Genomic DNA, 21589 nt, shown 5'->3' on the forward strand with positions numbered 1-21589 from the left:
CTCAAAAAAAGCAAATCCAGCTAATATTGAGCAATATATTGCTCAAAGAGGGCTGGTTATGCTGACCTTACAACTTTGCCTTGACGGAGTCTGGCATGATGCTGCCATGCTCAATGTTAAAGCCCCCCAGCTTGGTCGTGGCAGCGAAGCATTACTGGCTTATGACTTTACCTATGCAGCAGAACACCTGGAGCGCAATGATATTGCCAGTTGTAGCCTGAATTATCCTGTCATGCTAATCGGTAGCCATTTTGCGCAGCCCTGGTTTGGGTTTCTGGATGATATTATTCCGGCCGGTGCCAGCCGTCGTTATTGGATCAGCCAACTGGGACTGCAGGGCAAATCCGCAGGTGAGCAGGATTACGCACTACTGAAAGCGGGTACCATCGCCCCCGTGGGTAATCTGCGTATTAAAGAGTCTCTGCCACAGCTTCCTGTGAATAGCACTCTGCCAACCCGGCGTTTTTCCGCAGAATGGGCTATTGAGCGCGACAGTGATTTTCTTGAATACGCACAGCAGATGGGCGCGGCCAGCGGCGGTGCAACGGGTGCAGGCGGGGAAGCGCCAAAATTATTGTTACGCCGGAATGCACAACAGGAAGTGTGGATAGATACCTGGCAAGACGATCCTTTGAATCAGGATACCTCTTATCTCGTTAAATATCCGCGTGGTGCTCGCAGCCCGATTGATTGCGATATTCTGCGCGCCGAGTATCACTTCTATCATGAACTTCAGGCACTGGGCATAGACACTATTGATACCAGGCAAATGCTGTTGTGCGAAGGCACACGTTACCCATCGCTATGGCTACCACGATTTGATATAGCGTTCGTTGAAAACAGAAAAGTCCTGTATGGACTGGAATCCGTCTACTCACTGATGCAAAAAGCGCCGGGAAGCTATCTCAACCATTTCGACATCATTCACTGTCTGATAGAAAAGTTGAATTTGGCAGAGGCAGAACGCGAATTACTGGTTATTGAATGGGTTAAACGCGACATGCTGAACATTGCCTTTGGCAACTCCGATAATCATGGCCGTAACAGTGCTATTTTGAAAAAACCCAGCGGTATGTGGCTTGCCCCCGTTTACGACTTTGCGCCCATGAAAGCCGATCCTGAAGGTGTGGTTCGTACTACACAATGGGGCTCACCGTATGAAGAAGGCGGTCATTACAACTGGCATCTGATTGCACAACGTCTGAACTATCTGGTCTCTGAGAAAAGGTTACTGGAGGCGCTACGTATACTAGCGAAAAAGCTGACTGGTCTTAAGGTGCGCCTGGCGCAACGCGGTGTGCCTGCGTCAATTCTCGAAATGCCCGGCGTTGGCTTCAATTTTCTGGATGAGCGCATCGCAGGGTGGAAATTATGATGAAAACCATGACGCCGTTTGAACGTGAAGCGTTATTACTGGCGTTATTACGTCAGTCGATTGAAGAAAAAGCCAGCCACGGCAAGTTACTTATGCAACTCCGCAAACAGGTGCTGGGATTTTCACAGGATCGCTATGCGGCGCTGGCTGGCATCAGCCGGCGTACCCTGTCAGATATCGAACAGGATAAAGAGAGCGTAACCCTGAATGTGCTGAATCGCGCTTTCAGGCCGCTGGGGCTGGAAATGGGTTTGTTGCCACAACAATCTCACATGCGGCAAACGCTGATTGCGCTGCTGGCTCAACAGGGCGCATCCCATGACCACCCATGAAAAACTTATCGCCCTGCTCGACCAGCACGGCGCTCAATATCGCCTGCTGGAGCATGCAGCGAACGGGAAGTGTGAAGCAGTGGCGGCTTTGCGAGGTACAGAGGTGGGCCAGGGTGCGAAAGCGCTGGTGTGCCATGTCAAAGGTAACGGTATCAAGCAATATGTACTGGCGGTGCTGCCGGCCGATCGGCAGGCGGACCTGAGTAAAGTGGCGGCTGCGGTGGGTGGACGTCGTGCCTCGCTGGCCTCCCCGGCAGAAGTGGATGCCCTGACCGCCTGTGTATTTGGGGCGATTCCACCGTTTAGCTTTCATGAAGATTTACGGCTGGTAGTCGATCCGCTGTTGTTTGAACGCTATGGCGAAATCGCGTTTAATGCCGGAGTGCTGGAGAGATCCGTAGTGCTGAATATTAACGATTACCAGCGGCTGCATAATGGTAACGTGATGAAAATAATCCTCTAATTGCCATCCGCCACCGCGGGGGGTACTCTCGGAATACCCGCTTTTACAACAGAAGAACCCGTTTATGGCACACTCCCGTTTTACCGCGCGTCTGCGCAATACCGCAGCGCTGGCGCTGCTGGCTGGCTGCGCTTTTGGCGCGCAGGCAAAGATTGATCAGGTGCGTTTCGCGGTTGATCCGACCTATCCGCCGTTTGAGTCCAAAACCCCGCAGGGCAAGCTGGTGGGGTTTGATATCGATCTGGGCAACGCGCTGTGCGCGCAGATGCAGGCCAAATGCGTCTGGGTGGAAAGCCAGTTTGACGGCATGATCCCGGCACTGAAGGCGCGCAAGTTTGACGCTATCCTCTCCGATATGGGCGTGACCGAAGAGCGCCTGAAGCAGATCGACTTTACCGAACCGATGTATGACACGCACGTGCAGCTGATAGCGCGTAAAGGCTCCGGCCTGCTGCCGATCGCAGAGTCGCTGAAGGGCAAAAGCGTGGGCGTGGAACAGGGTACGGTGCAGGAGCGTTATGCGCGCGCTAAATGGCAGCCGCACGGCGTCAATGTGGTGCCGTATGGCGACCAGGCTCAGGTGGAAAGCGACCTCATCTCCGGCCGTCTGGACGCGGTGTTTACCGACGCTGCGCAGGCGGCTATCGGTTTTCTGAAACATCCACAGGGGAAAGATTTTGCGCTGGCCGGCCCGATTGTGCAGGACCCGCTGATTGGCCCTGGCACCGCTATCGGCCTGCGTAAAGGCGACACTGAACTCAAAGCGGCGCTCAACGGCGCGTTTGATGAGCTGAAGAAAAACGGCACATTTGACACTATCCAGAAGCGCTACTTCGCGACAGATATCTCTGTCCAGCCGTGAATCTCCGGCGGCGCGTTTGCCGCCGCTTTTTTAACGGAACTATACTCTGTTCAGTCACCTTAACAGGCATGCGCGCTACTGCAGCCTCAGAAACAGGACACCGGCCGCCCTATGCAACAACAACATCATCCATTACTGAGCGCCTCGCTGGGCACCCAGCGAGAGATAGTCAGCTTTCATTTCGGTACCGACTCGCAAAAGCGCGTCTATATTCAGGCCGCCCTGCATGGCGATGAGCTGCCAGGTATGGCGGTTGCCTGGTATCTTAAACAGAAGCTGCTGGCGCTGGAGTCCGCCGGCAAGCTGAAAGCGAAAATCACGCTGGTCCCGGTCGCCAATCCGCTGGCGCTGGGTCAGCACTGGCACGGCACGCATCTGGGGCGTTTTCATACTCTCTCTGGCCAGGATTTTAACCGGCGCTTTCCGGCGCTGGGTGAGAAGCTGGCCGCTGAACTGGCGGGGTCTTTGACGCAGAGTGAATATGAAAACAGACGCCTGATCCGCGATGCCATCGACCTTTACTACCGCGATCAGATAGCCAGAACCGAGCTGGAGTCGCAGCGCTATACCCTGATGCGTATGGCAAGTCAGGCCGATCTGATGATCGACCTGCACTGCGACTGGGATGCGCTGCCGCATCTCTATACAACGCCTCACGCCTGGTCTGAAGTGGAACCGCTGGCGCGCTGGCTCGGCAGTGAGGTGCAGCTGCTGGCGCAGATTTCCGGCGGTGAGCCGTTCGACGAAGCGTGCTGCGAACCCTGGCTGACGCTGGCAAAACGCTTTGGCGATGACTACCCGATGCCGCGCGGTCTGCTGCCGGTGACGCTGGAGCTGCGCGGCGTCGCCGATGTCTCTGCGGAACAGGCGGAAAAAGATGCCGATGCAATCATTAATGCGCTCACCGAAAGCGGCTATATCAGCGGCGATCCGGGCGTCTCTCCTGCCCTGCGCCATCCGCCCACGCCGCTGGCGGGCTGTGAATATATTCATGCGCCCTACTCCGGCCTGCTGCTGAACCGGCGTAAGCTGGGTGAGTGGATTAAACCGGGGGAAGTGGTGGCAGAAGTGATCGATCCGGTCAGCGACCACATTACGCCGCTGGTTGCTGAGTATGGCGGCGTGCTCTACGCCAGAAACCTGACCAAATTTGTCACGTCCGGAATGCTGGCGGTGCGGCTGGCGGGGGAAAGTGCGGGACGCAGCGGTGAGCTGCTGGTGATGTGACGGCATAAAAAAACCGGCTCAGGGGCCGGTTTTTTTATTTTAGTGACGACTGCGGTAGTTGCTGACGATGCTGCGGCCAATCACGATAGCCGAACCCAGCACGCCGCCCAGGATCAGGGCTAACAATACGGTAAGGGTCTTTTTCGGACTGTCGCGGCGAATCGGCAGGTCAGCTTCAGCGATATAGCGGAACGACTGCAGGTTGTCTGCCTTGATGGTGACGTGCGTAATAGAGAGCAGCGCGCGCTCGGCACTGTAATAGTCATCATCAAAATCGAGCGGCTTGGTCGCTTCATTGGTTACCATCGCCCGTAACGGTTCACTGCCCAGCAGATAGAGCGTGTCATCAGAGAGATACTCTGCCTGACTCAGCTGTGATTTTGCGAGGCCGGCCGCTTCCGCCACCTTCAGCGCCTGATTAATCACATCAAGACGATGCTGTTTTTTGTTAATGGCGATCTGCTTGTGCGCATCCAGAATTTCTTTCAGCTCTTTGGCTTTTACGCCCAGGCTATGTTTTAGATCCTGACCATAATCGCTGACGACTTCATTATTTACAGTCGTAAGATACTTTTTCAGCTGCGCCTGCGCTTCTTTTGCGCTCTGCGCGACAAAAGAGATAGTCAGCGCATCATTACTACCTTTATTCACCTGGTTGATTTTTAATGTTTCAGGCTCTTCCTGATTTGCCAGGGCGCCAGCGAGCGCATTCATTGAGGCGCTAAAGCGGCCAAATAGCTGGTTTTGCAGATCGGTAACTGACGGTTTTTCCTGGATGTTTTGCGCATAAAGCACGCTCAGCGTGGCGTTATAGCTGGCAACCTGTCCCGCTGAAGGCTGCGTAACAATGGCCTCAGACGTCCATTTTTCCTTCGCCACGCTTAAATAGACAATGCTTAACAACATCGTCACTACCATCGTCACAATAATTATCCATTTGCCTTTCCACAGCTGGACAATTATGTCGAGCAAATCTATTTCATCATTATTGTTTGAAGCCAGAACGCCCGGATCGTTATTCAGTCCGGGCTTATTGTTTGCATTCATAAATTCATTACTCGCCAATCATTATCAGCATAAAAAAACACCTCCCGGACGGGAGGTGTTAAGGACAGTTACTCTAACCACTCGGTGTGGAATACACCTTCTTTATCGGTACGCTTGTAGGTATGCGCACCAAAGTAGTCGCGCTGCGCCTGAATCAGGTTAGCAGGCAGCACCGCTGAACGGTAGCTGTCATAGTACGCGATAGCTGCGGAGAAGGTCGGGGTCGGGATGCCGTTCTGTACTGCATAAGCCACTACATCGCGTAGCGCCTGCTGATACTGGTCAGCGATATCTTTGAAGTATGGCGCTAACAGCAGGTTGGCGATATTGGCATCGGCAGCATAGGCGTCAGTAATTTTCTGCAGGAACTGTGCACGAATGATGCAGCCGGCACGGAAAATTTTCGCGATTTCACCATACTGCAGATCCCAGCTGTACTGCTCTGATGCCGCACGCAGCTGTGAGAAGCCCTGCGCATAGGAGACAATTTTGCCCAGGTAGAGTGCGCGACGCACTTTCTCAACGAACTCCGCTTTATCACCGCTTACTGCCTGCGCCTGTGGACCGCTCAGGACTTTAGAGGCAGCAACGCGCTGCGTTTTCAGTGAAGAGAGGTAGCGGGCAAATACAGATTCAGTGATCAGCGACAGCGGCTCACCCAGATCCAGCGAGCTCTGACTGGTCCACTTACCGGTGCCTTTGTTTGCTGCTTCATCCAGAATCACATCAACCAGGTAGTTACCTTCTTCATCTTTCTTGGTGAAGATATCTTTGGTGATGTCAATCAGGTAGCTACTCAGCTCGCCGTTATTCCAGTCGGTGAAGGTTTCAGCCAGCTCTTCATTGCTCAGACCCAGCGCACCTTTCAGCAGCGCATAAGCTTCAGCAATCAGCTGCATATCGCCATATTCGATACCGTTATGCACCATCTTCACATAGTGACCCGCGCCGTTCGGGCCGATATACGCCACGCAGGCGTCGCCATCTTCTGCACGGGCAGCAATCTTATCAAAGATAGGAGCAACCAGTTCATAAGCTTCTTTCTGACCGCCAGGCATGATAGAAGGGCCTTTCAGCGCGCCCTCTTCACCGCCGGAGACGCCGGTACCGATGAAGTTAAAGCCCTGCTCGCTGAGCTCCTGATTACGACGGATGGTGTCTTTATAGAAGGTGTTACCGCCATCAATCAGAATGTCGCCTTTATCCAGATGCGGCGTCAGCGATGCGATAGTTTTATCTGTCGCTTCACCCGCCTGCACCATCAGCAGAATACGACGCGGTTTTTCCAGCGACTCAACAAACTCTTCTACGGTGTAAAACGGAGCAAGTTTCTTACCCGGATTCTCAGCAATGACTTCATCGGTCTTTTCGCGTGAGCGGTTGAAGATAGAAACGGTGTAACCACGGCTTTCGATATTGAGAGCCAGGTTACGGCCCATTACTGCCATCCCTACTACGCCGATCTGTTGCTTAGACATTACATACTCCTGTCAGATGTATTTACTGCTGATGTGATTAGCAGCACAAAAGTACTTCGATGTTAACTCACTCATCTCAGATTTAGATAGCCTAAGATGCTTCACCCGGCTCATTTGCGTAAATGTCAGGCATGAAATCAGATAACCCAAAAAATGAATGGCTTAGTTATCTGCCCATGGCGGAGAGGTTTTTGCAAACGCGGGGTCAAACGGTCCTTCTTTGACCTCAAGCATCAGGGCGCGTTCTGAAAGGCATTCAACACTATGAATATCACCAGGATTGAATTCAACCAGCGTGATACCCGAGCGCGGCCCCGCAACAAACTGACGTACCACAGCACCCTGTTCATCATAGAGCCGGATATCAAGCTCTCCTTCCAGCACCGTGAACAGCTCCCACTGATGCGAAAGCTCATGGTAGTGAGGCTCAACGAAGCTTCCGCTGACTAAACCAATCAGCAGACGCTGAACTTTGTCATCATGGGAAGCATGCATAAGAAGATGCGCGCGTTTGCGCACTGACAGCTCTGCATCCCGGTAGAGCTGCTCGGTAACGGCCTTATCAATGACTCTCATTATTCACCCCAAACGCGTTTTCAATCTGACCTGCGGCAGCGCCCACTGAAAATTGATCCAGCAGCAGCTGATAAGCAGCCGCGCCCATCTCTTTTCTCAATGCCTCATCCTGCGTAAAGTTTATTGCCGCCTGCAGCAGACGCTCATCTTCACCGTTGATGAAAATCGTTCCGGCTTTGTTAGCATTAACGATATCGGCCAGATCGTTACCTTCGTTGACGCTACCGAGGATAGGGATACTTTGCACCATGTAACCCAGCAGTTTTCCCGGGAAATTATGTGAGGTATGGTTTGCTGCCAGAGAGAACAGCCCAACATCAACTTCGGTCAGCAGATATTTAAACGTTTTCTGATCCACCGACGGCAAATAGGTGAAGTTTGTCAGCGCCCATTCCTGAGCGAGTCGGTTAATCAGAGTGACTTCATCACCCTGCCCGACAAACAAAAAATGCGCCTGCGGAAAAGCCTGCATGCTCCTGACCAGCCGCATCAGGTTCGCCATATCCTGCGCATGGCCAATATTACCGCCGTAGAAAAACACCGTTTTATTCTGCAGGCCGGATGCGTTGATAATTGAATTGTATCCGCTATCCCCTGCGCGAGCAGGTTCAATGCTGGCCCAGTTGCGTAATACTCCCGCTTTTCGGTGCGGATTATGCTGCATAAACAGCCTGAGGTTGTTTTCCGACATCAGGCCTATATCGCTGGCTTCATCGTAAAGGCTTTTCTCAAAATGACGAAAATACTTTTCGGTTAGCGAGCCCTGCTTAATCATGCCCGCATCAATGGCCCACTGTGGAAAAAAGTCACGCAGAATCAGGTAGGATTTGCATGCACAACGCTGTTTGATCTTCCTGACTAAATATCCCCAGAAAACAGAGGGAGAGTAGTACACGACGCCATCGAATGAGTTTGCTTTTATCTTATGACGTACCGCTCTCCACGCACGCACTGACAGCAGGCTTTCATTAACTGCCCGCTGAATATGACTGATATCTTTTATAGGGCCCGTTCTGAAACGCCAGACGGTAACGCCCTCTAACATATCCTCCTGCAACGCGTGCTGCAGATTTGCATCCGGGGTAATAACCGTAACGCTATGACCACGCTGAATGAACTCCTGCGCCAGCTCATGGAACATCTTTGCGCCGACGCGGGTACTGTGCGGAAGATAATCGTCAATTATAAAAGCAAATTTCATCAGTACTCTTTCCAGACAACCCGTTTAATGTAGTCAGTGTAGGAATGAATAATCCGGACGACTTTGTCTGATACATTCGGCATGCTGTAATCATAGACCTGGCGCAGCAAGCGCTCTTCGCCGCGCGGCTGAGTCTCAAGCACGGTAAGCGCCTGCAGTACGCGATCGCGCTCCAGACCCGTCATCATGACCGAAGCTTCTTCAAACCCTTCCGGACGTTCATGCGCTTCGCGAATATTCAGCGCCGGGAAGTTCATGATTGAGGACTCTTCAGTGATGGTTCCGCTGTCAGAAAGCACTGCACGGGCATGTTTCTGCAGGTGGTTATAGTCGTGGAATCCGAGAGGTTTCAGCAGCTGGATTTTTTCGTGAAACACAATGCCGTTGGCTTCGATGCGGTTACGGGTACGCGGATGCGTAGAGACAATAACCGGCAGCTGATACTTCTCAGCAATAGTATTCAGAATATCCGCCAGCTTAGCCAGCTGCTTCGGCGAATCGACATTCTCTTCCCGGTGAGCGCTGACAACGAAGAACTGATTAGCCTGAAGCTGCAGACGCTGAAGTACATCAGAGCCATCAATCTGCGGCATATAGTGCGTTAACACTTCATACATCGGACTACCGGTTTTGATAACCCGATCTGCCGGCAGGCCTTCAGCCAGCAGATATTCACGCGCAATATCGCTGTAGGTGAGGTTAACATCTGCGGTATGGTCAACGATGCGGCGGTTGGTTTCTTCAGGTACCCGCTGATCAAAGCAGCGGTTACCCGCTTCCATGTGGAAAATAGGGATTTTACGACGTTTAGCCGCGATAGCAGAAATGCAGGAGTTGGTGTCCCCTAAGACCAGCATCGCTTCCGGCTGAACTTCGGCAAACACCTGATCGATCTTAATGATCACCTGACCAATTGTTTCTGCTGCGTTTTTTCCTGCAGCATCCAGAAAAAAGTCCGGCTTACGCACATTCAGGTCGTTGAAAAAGACTTCGTTGAGCTCATAGTCGTAGTTCTGACCGGTGTGAACCAGAATATGCTCACAGTACTGGTCAAGTTTATCCAGCACGCGCGACAGGCGGATAATTTCCGGACGCGTTCCTACAACTGAAACAATTTTTAGTTTTTTCATAAATTACTTATCTAATTTAGAGAAAATAGTATCCGGATGAGAAGGGTCGAAGACTTCATTAGCCCAGACAATAGCTATAAGCTCTTCATCACCGATATTAGTCACATCGTGAGCCCATCCAGGAATCGTCTCTACCATCACCGGTTTATCACCGCTGGTAACCGTTTCATAATATTCATCAGTTAACATATGGCGAAACCTAAAACGAGCCGTACCACTTATGACCATAAATTTTTCAGTTTTGGTGTGATGGTAGTGCCCGCCACGTGTGATGCCAGGGTGAGCGGTAAAATAAGAAACCTGTCCAGAATCTTTACTCTTGAATAACTCGACAAAGCTGCCACGCGGATCGGTATGTTGTTTTACCGGATATGAAAAATCCTGCTCAGGCAGATAGCTGACATAGGTTGAATAAAGCGCTCTTAAAAAACCAGTACCGACGCGCTCGAGTTCCAGAGAATTACGGCCCTCACGAAAACCGGTGATGCTTTCGGCGATCTCACCTAACGCAACATTATATTCAGGAACAACCTTGATAAAATGCTGCTTATTACCAGGTTTTATTTCCTGCTCCAGTAAATCCGTGAACACCTTTACAACATCGTCTATATACACGAGCCTGAGAAGATATTGCGGATCGTTGACGGTGACAGGGAGACCATGCGCTATATTATAGCAAAACGTTGCAACCACAGAATTATAGTTCGGTTTAGCCCACTTACCAAAAACGCCCGGAAGACGGCTGATAAACACCGGGTTACCCGTTTCGCTGGCTAAAGTGGCGAAAACATTTTCTGCTGCTAATTTTGTCCGGCCATACTCATTGTCGGCAGACGCGTGAATTGAAGAACTAAATACAACCGGAATATGACGTCCGGTTTCGTTAACACATTTTTTAATCGCGTCGCAGACAAGAGAGGATAAATCAACATTGCCACGTGTAAATTCAGCGGGGTCCTGAGGTCGATTGATTCCCGCCAGATGGAATATAAAATCCGCTTTTTCAATCAAAGCAGAAAGATCTTCAGTTTTGCTTTCACGATTGAAAGATATTACCTGGATGTTCTGACGTTGTTGCAGGCTTAAAGCCAGGTTTTTTGCTATAAAACCATCAGACCCCGTTATCAGGACTTTCAAGGCTTACTCCTCCGCGTCAGCGTACTCGCCATTTGCAATTTTATGCATAAACTCGAGCTTCATAAGGAGCTTAATCATCCCTTCAACGTCAAGTCGAACTGTATTATGAGAATTATATTCTTCACCGCATAGAGCATCCGTGATTTTTTTCTCACCTTCTTCTACAAACTTCGCATAATTCAGATCGCGGGTATCTGCTGGAATACGGAAATAATCACCCATATCTTCAGCGCAGGCACGTTCTTCTTTGCTGAGCAGAGATTCATACAGCTTTTCACCATGACGGGACCCGATGACGCTGACCTGGTGCTCAGGCTTATTCATCACTTTCAGGATGGCTTTGGTCAGGGTTTCAACAGTAGCCGCCGGCGCTTTCTGAACGAAGATATCACCATTGTTACCGTGCTCAAATGCATACAGCACCAGATCAACCGCATCCGCCAGGGTCATCATAAAACGCGTCATGCTGGGTTCAGTGATAGTAATGGTTTTGTCCTGCTGTACCTGCTGAACAAATAGCGGGATAACAGAACCGCGTGATGCCATTACGTTACCGTAGCGCGTGCCACAGATGACGGTGCCAGTGCCTTCGAGATTACGACTGGCCGCTACCATGACTTTTTCCATCATCGCTTTACTGATGCCCATAGCGTTGATTGGATAAACTGCTTTATCGGTGCTCAGACAAACGACACGTTTTACGCCAGCATTGATTGCGCAGTTCAGCACGTTTTCGGTGCCGAGAACGTTAGTGCGCACAGCCTGCATCGGGTGGAACTCGCAGGAAGGCACCTGTTTCAGCGCTGCCGCATGAAAAACATAGTCCACACCACGCATTGCAGCAGCAATGCTGTTTTCGTCACGCACATCTCCCAGATAAAATTTCAACTTATCGCTGTTGAATTTTTTGCGCATGTCATCTTGCTTTTTTTCATCACGACTAAAAATGCGAATTTCACCAATATCGGTGTCAAGAAATCTTTTGAGAACTGCATTGCCGAAAGAGCCTGTACCACCAGTAATCAAAAGAGTTTTAGAGTTGAACATAAGCTGTACCCTTAATTAAACATATTTACTTTACTTAATGAGTTTTCTTTAAAAGAATATTTCTATAAGCCACTGCCCGATCAACTGCGGTGGGCAGCCGGGATTGAATGTTATACATAATTTCAATTTTTTCTTTTATCTTGTCAGGATTTTTGTATGCACTGGTTATCACTGATGCAATATTTATGCAATCCATAGGATCAAAATAAAAAGCACCATCTCCGCATATTGTTTTCGCGAAACTAAGATCTGAAGTAAAGATCGGTACTTTCATGAATCCTGCTTCAGGATATGAAGCGCTAAAGCATTCAAGTAAAGTAGGAAGGAACATTCCATCTGCATGCGAATAGACTTCAGGACATTGTGAATTTGTAATTTTCCCAAGCAGAATAAATCTGTGCCAAAACTTCTTATCAACATTTTTTAAAAATGAATCATCTAAAGTTAAAACAAACTTATAATGTTCTGGCAGTATTTTTATTAGTTGATGAATGATTTCTAAATTCTTATGAGGGTAATTGTGGGATATAGTTAAAAGCCATATATCACCCGGCGCTTTTTTTAAGTCAAACTCTTTAGATAATAAGTAATCTCTCTTACGGTTAAAATAAGAACTTATTGTATTAGGAACAACAAATATATTATCTTCTGCAAACCCAACCTTCTTGCTCAATAAAATTTTAGCATCATCAGTTTCTACAATAATTTTATGTGCATTTTTTTTGTAAAAATAAGGCTGAAGCTGCAGCAAAAGCATTTTTTTAGCTTTCTGCAAAAATGATAGCTTTCTGAAAACCAGCTTCGTATCATATATAAGCCATGGGAGGGCAAAACCAACCGTATGGTTACCTACTTTAGGGCTCCAATAACTGGGTCCAAATACAGTAAATACACGCAATATTTTATAATCTGCCACCAATTTATCAAGCTGTCTGCGCGCTGCAAAGTTAAATAATCCAGAAGGACTTTTACTTATAACAAAGCATTTTTTTCTGGCATTGTGGCTTAATTGCTCGAAAACAGGTGGTGATACTGCAGCTATGAACTCATCTTCAATTTTAGCGAGTTCTTCAATCACAGAAATGCCTACCTGCATTCCACCACCTACATAAAGATTACTTGCATTGATCAATATCATTTATCGCTTTTTTTCCAATGTTCATAGACAGACTTTGCTCGTTCAGCATCATCTGTCTGCGCATCAATCATTTGAAGCAATGAATTAGAGTATGGTAAGTATTGCTTAGTAAAGTATTCGTTATCTGAAAACTTGACCCAACTCAAAAATATTGCAACTATAAAAGCAAAAGAAAAAACAATTCTATTAAATATGAAATATTTCACTCTGATTACATATGCAAATGATATTAACATTGCTGGAATAAAATACTCATCATATCTGGAGGTTATAGTTGAAAACGGCATAAAATATACGTCTATTAGCAACATAACTGCAAATAGTATTTCAACAATATTAATCATCGATGTAAGAATGCGATCTTTGGCTAAACTTTCTTTTATTTTACGCCTATTTAAGCAATACAAAGTAAATAGCAATAATTTAAATAAATAATTAAAAGTTATAGCTGTTTCTTCGCTAGCGTTTGTAGCATACCAAACTATTTTAGCTAAATAAGGATTGCTAAATGCACTACTCAAAACTTTTATAATTTCAACTACAGGAAAAATTTTTGCAATAGCAAGCGCAAACCCACAAAAAGCGACTAATTTTATAATGTTAAAAGCGTTAGCCCTAAATATCAATGGTATAAATACAAAGGGCAATAATGAGATATGTAAGGAAGATCCAATTAAACACAAAATATAGTAATTCGGTTTTTTCCCTTCGATAAAAAATTTAAGTGCAATATAAAAGAAAGCAACTGCAATTATCTGTCTCAATGCCTCAACATTAAAGCCAAAAGAGATAATAAAATAACAACATAGTGAAAAAACTGGATAGGGAGAATAACTATAAAAAAAGCGGTTTAACGCTAAGATTAGTATGCCGGTAACACATGCTGAAAAAAACCAGAAATTGAATATAAACGAACTGAGCGAAGTTAGAAAAAGGTACCCGGGCTCAATAGTAAGGTTTTTTTCCAGCCCTTCATAACTCTCCTGATAAAATAACCAGTCAACACCAACTTCATATCTAAGGCCAATAAAAGTGAAAATAAAAAAAGAAGCTATTAACAATAGTTTATTTTTATGGCTGATTGATACTACATCAAGCAAAGCAAAAGATGCCATAGCAATAATAAAAATAAAATAAGATGTCATTCTAATCGCTCAGCTTTTTATGCAAATTAACTTTGAGGAGAAACGCTGTTATTAAACCAGACAAAATTGTTTTTATTGTAATTGCAATCCATAAAGTAAAGCTATTGTTTACAAATTCAGAAAAATAATAAGCAGCCATAAGGACAAACAAATATATGACAATATAAATAAAACTAATACTGTTATTTTTTGTAAGGAAGGTTGATGAAAGATAGTGGAATATCGTTAACATCACGTAAGCAAACGCCGTAGCCCAGGCAGAACCAATTATTCCGTATTTAGGTATTAATAATATATTAAGGCCTACATTTATCGCCATAGCCAACATGGTAGCAAACGATATAAAAAAAGCTTTCTTTTTATAAAAGACAAAGTTGGCATAACACAAGTAAAGATGCGTAAAAGCATTGGCAATTATTATAATAGGTAATATTTCAATGCTTGAATAGTAGTTTTTATCTGCAACTAAGAGAATGACTTCTTTTGAAAAAAAGATACCAATAATACCTATAGCAAGAATAAGATAAGCACTGGCTTTAGTCGTATCAGTGATTTTTATCCCTGAATCCATCTCAATATGTTTAAATAATCTTGGTTGCCATGAAGAGTTCCATGCCATAATCAAAACCACCATTCCCATAGCGATATTATAGGCAAATGAGTAAATACCAGCCTCTCCTGGACCTAACATATTATTTATGATAATTCTGTCGGCTTGTGATAAAAGCGAGTTAGAAAGAACGTGTATAATTAGCGGCACAGAAAAATACAATGCGTCTTTTAACTCACTTGAATTAAATGAACCATTGGAAATAGATTTTAGCTTCTTGAACAAGAAAAAAATCATAAACGTACTGATGATTAGCTGAGCATATATTTTTGAAAGATACTGTTCGCTGGTCATAAAATATGCGAAAGCGAATATTAATACAATCTCGCTTATTTTAGATAAAACATTTATTTTTACATAGACTCCACTTTGACGGGATGCCTGAAGATAACTGGTATATATATATATATAACTTAATAACACGCAAATTAGCATAACCCATAAAAAATCACTTTCACTAATGCCCAAAATCACAGCCATATATTTTGCTATGATTGGTGAAATACAAATTAAAAACACCTGGAATGGTATTAAAAATGAAAAGATGGATTTTAGATAGTTATTGAATCCTTCGGATTTTAGCATATATCTGTTAGTAACTGCGTTTTGAAGATTCAAACTCACAAATACATACATTATCATTATTGCGGTATTTATAATGGATAGCTTTCCATATTGTTGCGGATCCATTATTCGCGATAAGAGAGGCAGCGAAATAAACAAAAAACCCTTAACGAATACGTCTCCTAGAAAATAGTTTCTAAAGTCGCGAATCATTTTACTTTTCATAATTATTTACTTAGTGACTTTGTATAGGAGTCGATTTGAATCTTGCTATTTTCATTGATATCCATACTCTGCAATTCTTTTTTGAAATATAGATATAAATTGCTCATATCATTGATTGCACGTTTCAAGTCAGCCGCGCTATCACTGTTAAAGACAATTCCATTATTGCTTTTAACAATGTCCTTATTGCAACCAACCTTATCACTGACTATTACAGGTAATCCTGCAGCAAGCGCCTCTTCTACTACAAGCCCCCAAGGTTCTACAATCGATGGCAGAATGAAAACATCAGATTCAAGTAGTAAATCGCTAAGCGCTTCATTTTTTATATAGCCCGTAAATTCTATATTTTTTTCCGCTAGCTGTTTTAATTCGTTAGATTGCGGACCTTCGCCAACAACTTTTAAAGGGATTCCTGTTTGGTTGAAAACCTCAATTAATAATTTTAAGTTTTTTTCGTGAGATAACCTTCCAATATATATATATCTTAATGCTTCACAATTCGCTGTTATTTCATTTTTATTAGCTTTTAATTTATGATTGATAATCCCTACACCATGAGTTATGTGTATATCACCTTTAAAACTAACATTCTTCAAGATCTCATTTTGTAAGAAGCCTGCTGGATATGCTGATGACATTCTTTTTATATAAAGAGATTTTACTTTACCTTTTAATCCAGTAAAGTCACTCTCTATGACACTGCTTTCTATAGCGACAGCATTTTTATTTTTATTTGTCAATAATGAGTTAAAGAAAAACTCTTTTATTTCCCAGCCTGGGTAAATTAACCTTCCATATTTGATACTGGCTAGCTCTTTAGCAAGCCTAAAGGAGCATAAAAATTTATTTCTGGACTCATAATTTCCATCAGATAAAAATACATGCTCAAAATTCATATCAAAATTAAAGAAATCGTTATTTCTAATGCTTGATTTATTAGATACAAATATAACTTTTATATTAAGATATTTAGATAAGCCATTGAAAAGATTTACTTTATAAAAAGCAGGTAGATTTGTTATAAAAACAATGTCAAATCTCTTCATTTATCACCCAATCTATCAAATGCTTCCATTGCTTCAGCACAGTATTAGCTCGAAAATCATCAATGCTCTCAGGAGCTATTTTATTTAATTGTTCGATTTTGTCTGGATTAGAAATCAATTTTTCTAACTCTATAGCAAGAGCTGAGACATCATTAGCTTTTACTAAAATTCCATTATTTTTATTAAGAATTGATTTAGGCCCGGCTGGGCAATCAAAACTAATACATGCCAGACCAAATGATAACGCTTCGACCAAAACCATACCAAGTCCTTCATAACGCGAACTCAATACAAAAACTTTTGCTTTGTTATAATAGTCTGCAATATTCTTTTCGAACGGTATTATGTTTGCGTTTTTTAACGATTTCTCTTTAATGAAATTGAGAAGATTGGTTCTCTCTTCCCCATCCCCCACTATTAACAATTGCCAATCAGAGCTGTCAATTTCTTCCCAGGCACGCAATAATAAGTCAAATCCTTTTTGATGAGTTAATCTGCCAACTGCTAAAACAACATTTTGTCGGGCATCAGGGGGTAAAATAATAACAGGATCTTCAACTATATTATTAATTACGAAATGTTTATCTTTCGGAAGCCATTTATATTTACTTTCATCTTCCAGGGTAAGGGATACAACAGCACTTATTTTTTTATAAAGCTTTATTCTTGCTTTCTTTAAAAGACTATTTATTACATCATACTCAAAGTGCTCAATTGCTATAATTTTTTCATACCCTGACTTTTTAATGAGTGCCGTCATTTTTACATCACAACTAATTGCCACAGCTGTTTCAGGGTTGATTATATTTCTTAACTTACGGGATTTTTTTATTATGTAGTAAACATCAAAAAATGCACCTTTCAACAGGCCCATTTTCCTGTTGTACATGCTTTTTTCTAACCCATCACTTAGGATTATCAACTCAACTTCTCTATTGATATTAAAGCTTACGTCTAAATTTTCTTTATATAAAGAAATTATTTTCACACGATACAATGAGCTCAATGCGTTTGCCAGAGATATTGTTACGCGTTCTATTCCACCTTTTGCTGAAACATCACCTAAAAACAGATGTATTTCATTTTCTTTATCTGATAAATTGCCTGAACACTCGCTCACTATTTTTATTATCCTTATGTTTATTTATCATTTCTGATATTTCGTTCCTCTTACCTGAAAATTTATCATTCCCTTGCGCCAATTCTTCGAGTTCTATAAGAAGTTCTTTTTGCGTATGAATTTTAGCTCCAGGCATCCAGGATTCTACTGGCTCTAATGTAAATCCACTCCTGCTTTCAGAATAAGCATTTAAATCAGGAATTAAAAAACAAATCGGTCTATTTAATATCATAAAATCAAAATAAGCGGAAGAATAATCGCTTATTAAAATATCCGCCTTTGCCATTAAATGATTAACATCAACGTCATGTTCTCTTAGAGTGGCAGTTGTTATAAGCGTTATATTCTCGCCGAGATTTATATCAATCAGTGATCTTTCTTCGTATGGATGTAGCTTAATAACAAGGTGGTAATTATTTTCCTTTAAAAAACAATTTAACTCATTCAAAGAGAAATCTGTTACTCTGAAAAAATTATCTTTTTCAATTTTTTTACCGTCCGAATACCTTTCAGCTTCTTGATTCTCTCTAAAGGTAGGCATGTAAAGTATAATTCTTTTATTTTCCTGCCTTCCTGATAATAAGCTATTTGCTTTATCTCCTTCGAAGAGATAATCGTTCCTGGGTTGTCCAGTGATATATACATTGTTTGCTTTTTCTCTAAAGCTTGCCGAAATGATTGAGCGCATTATCTCTGAAGAAGCTATTCGGTAGGCTGAGTAATCTTCCATTCCTTTATAGTCGTAATCCCCCAGATAGCATATCTTTTTCAGTGGCATGCCGTGCCATAAGCTAATATAAACCTGATTATTGCCTTTGACACCAATCATTTCATTATGTGTTGTAACGATATATCTCGAACGTATAAAACAAAAAAACCATTTAACTGATTTTGGCTTGACCGTTTTAAGATCAGGACGTGTGCTTTGATTTTCAATTACCCAGACAGGGTCAAACTCTGGATGATTTATTATTATAAACTCATAAAATGCTCTAGCATTGCCACTAAAATCAGGTCTACTTTTGAACAGAATTAAATTGCTTTTTTTAGGTATGACCGAATTAATCGCACAAAATAAAGCTTTCAAAAATTTGACAATTGCTTTTTTTATTATCATCTTTTACTCGACTTCACAACTTCAATGATTTCTGTGGTGGATATTGAAGGTGTTCTTGGCAGATAGATTACGTCACATACATCATTTACCCAATCAAATCGTCCAGCCCAATCATCACCCATGACCAAAATATTAGCATCATAATTGATTATATATTCTTTCTTTTTTTCCAAAGATTCTTCTATGAACACTTCATCTACATACTTTAAAGAGCTGATTATTTTACATCTGTCATTTTCGTTGTATATAGGGTAACGCCCTTTCTTGCTGAAATTCAACTCATCAGAACTAACTCCTACAATCAGATAGTCCCCTTGCTTAGCGGCTCTTTCCAGAATATTGATATGTCCTACATGAAAAACATCAAAAGTTCCGAATGTTATAACTTTCTTCAACCCGAATCTCCTTAAGACAAATGAAAATAAAGCCTGTTGACCGGTATTAAAACCCAAAGAAAAATTGTGTTTTACCTATGATTTAAAGGATTTTTAAGAAAATGCAATGCTACCGCCCTTAGCTTAGCTGCCAAAAGCTCAAATCATTCAATTTGTTAAGCATCCATAATGCAAATTATTACTAGCAAGGATAATTGCTAAGCCTTCAATAAACAACCAAATTTAATCAGACATTGCTTCAATTTTAAACAATTAAGCTGTGCGATATAAAAAAACCCCTCAAACTACTGTATGAGTGTTACAGCGTTTGAAGGGTTTATTTATTAGTTTGATTTAATTATAACCATTCGGATTCTTCGACTGCCAGTTCCACGTATCGCGCATCATCGCGTCGATGCCGCGCGTGACGCGCCAGTCGAGTTCATTGTTCGCCAGCGTTGCATCGGCCCAGAAGGCTGGCAGGTCGCCGTCGCGGCGCGGTTTGAACTCAAATGGGATCGCTTTACCGGAAGCCGCTTCAAACGCTTTGATCATCTCCAGCACGGAGAAGCCGACGCCGCCGCCGAGGTTGTAGGCTTTATAGCCCTCAACCTTGCTGAGGTGATCCAGCGCTTTCAGGTGCCCTTCTGCCAGATCGACAACATGAATATAGTCGCGCTGTGCAGTGCCGTCTGGCGTCTCATAGTCGTTACCGAATACGCCGAGCTTGTCGAGACGGCCAATCGCCACCTGCGCAATGTATGGCAGCAGGTTGTTCGGAATGCCGGTCGGGTCTTCGCCAATCTCGCCAGACTCATGCGCGCCTACCGGATTAAAGTAGCGCAGCGCGATAGCTTTGAATTTGGGTTCCGCTTTGGCGAAATCGCGCATCACAAACTCGGTCATCAGCTTGGAGGTGCCATAAGGACTGGTGGTGCCACCAATCGGCGTGGTTTCCACATAAGGAACCGGGGCGTCAGCACCATATACGGTGGCTGATGAACTGAAGATAAAGTTCCAGACGCCCGCGTCACGCATCTCTTCCAGCAGGACCACGGTGCCGGCTACGTTGTTTTCGTAGTATTCCAGCGGCTTACGCGTGGATTCCCCAACGGCTTTCAGCGCAGCGAAGTGGATCACAGCAGAGATGCTGTGGCTGGCAAACAGATCGCGCAGGCAGGCGCGGTCGCGGATATCGCCTTCAACGAATACCGCTTTTTTACCCGCCAGTTTTTCAACGCGGTTAATCGCTTCGCGTGATGCATTGCAAAGGTTATCCAGAACTACCACGTCGTCACCGCGCTCCAGCAGCGCCAGTACCGTATGGGATCCGATATACCCTGCCCCGCCCGTTACCAAAATAGCCATGTCTACTCCTTGGAAACCGCGCAGGCTGCGCGGTATGGGAATGCTTACTTATCCAGAATCTTATGAATCGCTTCGCGGAAGTCGCGGCCCTGTGCGTTGCTGCGCAGGCCATAGGAGACAAACGCCTGCATGTAGCCGAGTTTACGGCCGCAGTCGAAGCTGGTACCGGTCAGCAGCTGCGCATCAACCGGTTTGGTTTTGCTCAGCGACGCGATGGCGTCAGTCAGCTGGATACGGCCCCATGCGCCTGGCTCGGTTTTCTCAAGCTCAGCCCAGATGTCTGCAGAAAGAACATAGCGACCCACTGCCGTCAGGTCAGAGTTCAGCTCAGCGGCATGCTCCGGCTTTTCAACGATGCTGGTGATCGTACTGATATCGCCCGGGTTGTCGATAGGCTGCTCGGTGGTCAGCACGCCATACTCGGAGAGATCTTCATTCGGCATATGTTTTGCCAGAACCTGGCTGCGGCCGGTCTCTTCAAAACGCGCGACCATGGCGGCCAGGTTATAGCGCAGGTGATCGGCAGTAGAGTCATCCAGCAGTACGTCTGGCAGCACAACTACAAACGGGTTGTCGCCAATCATCGGACGCGCGCAGAGTACGGAGTGGCCCAGACCCAGCGGATCGGCCTGACGCACGTTCATGATGGTAACGCCTGGCGGGCAGATGGACTGCACTTCGCTCAGCAGCTGACGCTTAACGCGCGCTTCCAGCAGGGCTTCCAGCTCGTAGGTTGTATCGAAGTGGTTTTCCACCGCATTTTTGGAAGCATGGGTGACCAGCACAATCTCCTTGATGCCTGCCGCCACGCACTCGTCAACGATATACTGGATCATTGGTTTGTCGACGATAGGCAGCATCTCTTTTGGAATGGCTTTAGTCGCAGGGAGCATATGCATACCGAGGCCCGCAACCGGGATTACTGCTTTAAGCTTGGTCATATTTGTTCCATTTTATGAAGTGTAGACATGCATCGATTATGCAGGAATGGCCGCTCGGGCAAG

21 protein-coding genes are annotated in these 21589 nt (G+C 44.8%); 5 read left to right on the forward strand and 16 right to left on the reverse strand.

Going from position 1 to position 21589, the window contains the following annotated elements; all coding sequences use genetic code 11:
- The first annotated feature begins 58 nt into the window (after positions 1–58).
- The 5 genes from C1Y41_RS07495 (at position 59) to C1Y41_RS07515 (ending at position 4259) form a co-directional block, all read left to right on the forward strand.
- Positions 59–1375 carry a type II toxin-antitoxin system HipA family toxin gene (locus C1Y41_RS07495; RefSeq protein WP_039385322.1) on the forward strand — a complete coding sequence of 439 codons (1317 nt, stop codon included), beginning with the start codon at positions 59–61 and terminating at the stop codon, positions 1373–1375.
- Positions 1372–1707: a helix-turn-helix domain-containing protein gene (locus tag C1Y41_RS07500; RefSeq protein WP_104085174.1), complete on the forward strand. Its 336-nt coding sequence runs from the start codon at positions 1372–1374 to the stop codon at positions 1705–1707. Before C1Y41_RS07495 ends, C1Y41_RS07500 begins: the two co-directional genes overlap by 4 nt.
- Positions 1694–2170 carry a YbaK/prolyl-tRNA synthetase associated domain-containing protein gene (locus C1Y41_RS07505; RefSeq protein WP_039385330.1) on the forward strand — a complete coding sequence of 159 codons (477 nt, stop codon included), beginning with the start codon at positions 1694–1696 and terminating at the stop codon, positions 2168–2170. Before C1Y41_RS07500 ends, C1Y41_RS07505 begins: the two co-directional genes overlap by 14 nt.
- Before the next feature lie 64 nt (positions 2171–2234).
- Positions 2235–3032 carry an ABC transporter substrate-binding protein gene (locus tag C1Y41_RS07510; RefSeq protein ID WP_104085175.1) on the forward strand — a complete coding sequence of 266 codons (798 nt, stop codon included), beginning with the start codon at positions 2235–2237 and terminating at the stop codon, positions 3030–3032.
- 111 nt (positions 3033–3143) lie between these two features.
- Positions 3144–4259: a succinylglutamate desuccinylase/aspartoacylase family protein gene (locus tag C1Y41_RS07515; protein ID WP_039385336.1), complete on the forward strand. Its 1116-nt coding sequence runs from the start codon at positions 3144–3146 to the stop codon at positions 4257–4259.
- A 39-nt stretch (positions 4260–4298) separates the two neighbouring features.
- Here C1Y41_RS07515 and wzzB read toward each other — a convergent pair whose 3' ends face one another.
- The 16 genes from wzzB to galF form a co-directional block, all read right to left on the reverse strand.
- Positions 4299–5306, reverse strand: a complete 1008-nt coding sequence (gene wzzB, locus C1Y41_RS07520; protein ID WP_104085176.1) for an LPS O-antigen chain length determinant protein WzzB — start codon at positions 5304–5306, stop codon at positions 4299–4301.
- A gap of 68 nt (positions 5307–5374) precedes the next feature.
- The gene (gndA, locus tag C1Y41_RS07525) at positions 5375–6784 is read right to left on the reverse strand and encodes an NADP-dependent phosphogluconate dehydrogenase (protein ID WP_039385340.1); all 1410 of its coding nucleotides are present in this window, start codon (positions 6782–6784) and stop codon (positions 5375–5377) included.
- Positions 6785–6946: 162 nt separating this feature from the next.
- Positions 6947–7360 carry a WbuC family cupin fold metalloprotein gene (locus C1Y41_RS07530; protein ID WP_104085177.1) on the reverse strand — a complete coding sequence of 138 codons (414 nt, stop codon included), beginning with the start codon at positions 7358–7360 and terminating at the stop codon, positions 6947–6949.
- The gene (locus C1Y41_RS07535) at positions 7347–8561 is read right to left on the reverse strand and encodes a glycosyltransferase family 4 protein (protein WP_104085178.1); all 1215 of its coding nucleotides are present in this window, start codon (positions 8559–8561) and stop codon (positions 7347–7349) included. Before C1Y41_RS07535 ends, C1Y41_RS07530 begins: the two co-directional genes overlap by 14 nt.
- On the reverse strand, positions 8561–9691 hold the full coding sequence (wecB, locus tag C1Y41_RS07540) for a non-hydrolyzing UDP-N-acetylglucosamine 2-epimerase (protein ID WP_104085179.1): 1131 nt from the start codon (positions 9689–9691) through the stop codon (positions 8561–8563). The genes C1Y41_RS07535 and wecB overlap by 1 nt, the downstream gene beginning before the upstream one ends.
- A gap of 3 nt (positions 9692–9694) precedes the next feature.
- Complete coding sequence (locus tag C1Y41_RS07545) at positions 9695–10828, reverse strand: NAD-dependent epimerase/dehydratase family protein (protein WP_104085180.1); 1134 nt, start codon at positions 10826–10828, stop codon at positions 9695–9697.
- Positions 10829–10831: 3 nt separating this feature from the next.
- Entirely contained in the window at positions 10832–11875 is a 1044-nt protein-coding gene (locus C1Y41_RS07550; protein WP_065648930.1) for a polysaccharide biosynthesis protein, read from the reverse strand.
- A 34-nt stretch (positions 11876–11909) separates the two neighbouring features.
- Positions 11910–13013 (reverse strand): glycosyltransferase, encoded by a 1104-nt coding sequence (locus C1Y41_RS07555; protein ID WP_104085181.1) that lies wholly within the window; start codon positions 13011–13013, stop codon positions 11910–11912.
- Positions 13010–14158 (reverse strand): EpsG family protein, encoded by a 1149-nt coding sequence (locus tag C1Y41_RS07560; protein ID WP_104085182.1) that lies wholly within the window; start codon positions 14156–14158, stop codon positions 13010–13012. The genes C1Y41_RS07555 and C1Y41_RS07560 overlap by 4 nt, the downstream gene beginning before the upstream one ends.
- Before the next feature lies 1 nt (position 14159).
- Positions 14160–15557 carry a lipopolysaccharide biosynthesis protein gene (locus C1Y41_RS07565; protein ID WP_104085183.1) on the reverse strand — a complete coding sequence of 466 codons (1398 nt, stop codon included), beginning with the start codon at positions 15555–15557 and terminating at the stop codon, positions 14160–14162.
- A gap of 2 nt (positions 15558–15559) precedes the next feature.
- A complete protein-coding gene (locus tag C1Y41_RS07570; RefSeq protein WP_104085184.1) occupies positions 15560–16606 on the reverse strand; it encodes a glycosyltransferase in 1047 nt (348 codons plus the stop codon).
- A complete protein-coding gene (locus tag C1Y41_RS07575) occupies positions 16593–17726 on the reverse strand; it encodes a glycosyltransferase family 4 protein (RefSeq protein WP_104085185.1) in 1134 nt (377 codons plus the stop codon). Before C1Y41_RS07575 ends, C1Y41_RS07570 begins: the two co-directional genes overlap by 14 nt.
- Positions 17695–18843 (reverse strand): CDP-glycerol glycerophosphotransferase family protein, encoded by a 1149-nt coding sequence (locus C1Y41_RS07580; protein WP_104085186.1) that lies wholly within the window; start codon positions 18841–18843, stop codon positions 17695–17697. Before C1Y41_RS07580 ends, C1Y41_RS07575 begins: the two co-directional genes overlap by 32 nt.
- Positions 18840–19238, reverse strand: a complete 399-nt coding sequence (locus C1Y41_RS07585) for an adenylyltransferase/cytidyltransferase family protein (RefSeq protein WP_104085187.1) — start codon at positions 19236–19238, stop codon at positions 18840–18842. The genes C1Y41_RS07580 and C1Y41_RS07585 overlap by 4 nt, the downstream gene beginning before the upstream one ends.
- Positions 19239–19571: 333 nt before the next feature.
- Positions 19572–20585 carry a UDP-glucose 4-epimerase GalE gene (gene galE / locus C1Y41_RS07590; RefSeq protein ID WP_065648922.1) on the reverse strand — a complete coding sequence of 338 codons (1014 nt, stop codon included), beginning with the start codon at positions 20583–20585 and terminating at the stop codon, positions 19572–19574.
- A 44-nt stretch (positions 20586–20629) separates the two neighbouring features.
- Positions 20630–21526 (reverse strand): UTP--glucose-1-phosphate uridylyltransferase GalF, encoded by an 897-nt coding sequence (galF, locus tag C1Y41_RS07595; RefSeq protein ID WP_065648921.1) that lies wholly within the window; start codon positions 21524–21526, stop codon positions 20630–20632.
- Positions 21527–21589: the final 63 nt, after the last annotated feature.

The organism is Pantoea sp. ICBG 1758, from assembly GCF_002928325.1.
Classification (GTDB): domain Bacteria; phylum Pseudomonadota; class Gammaproteobacteria; order Enterobacterales; family Enterobacteriaceae; genus Pantoea; species Pantoea eucrina.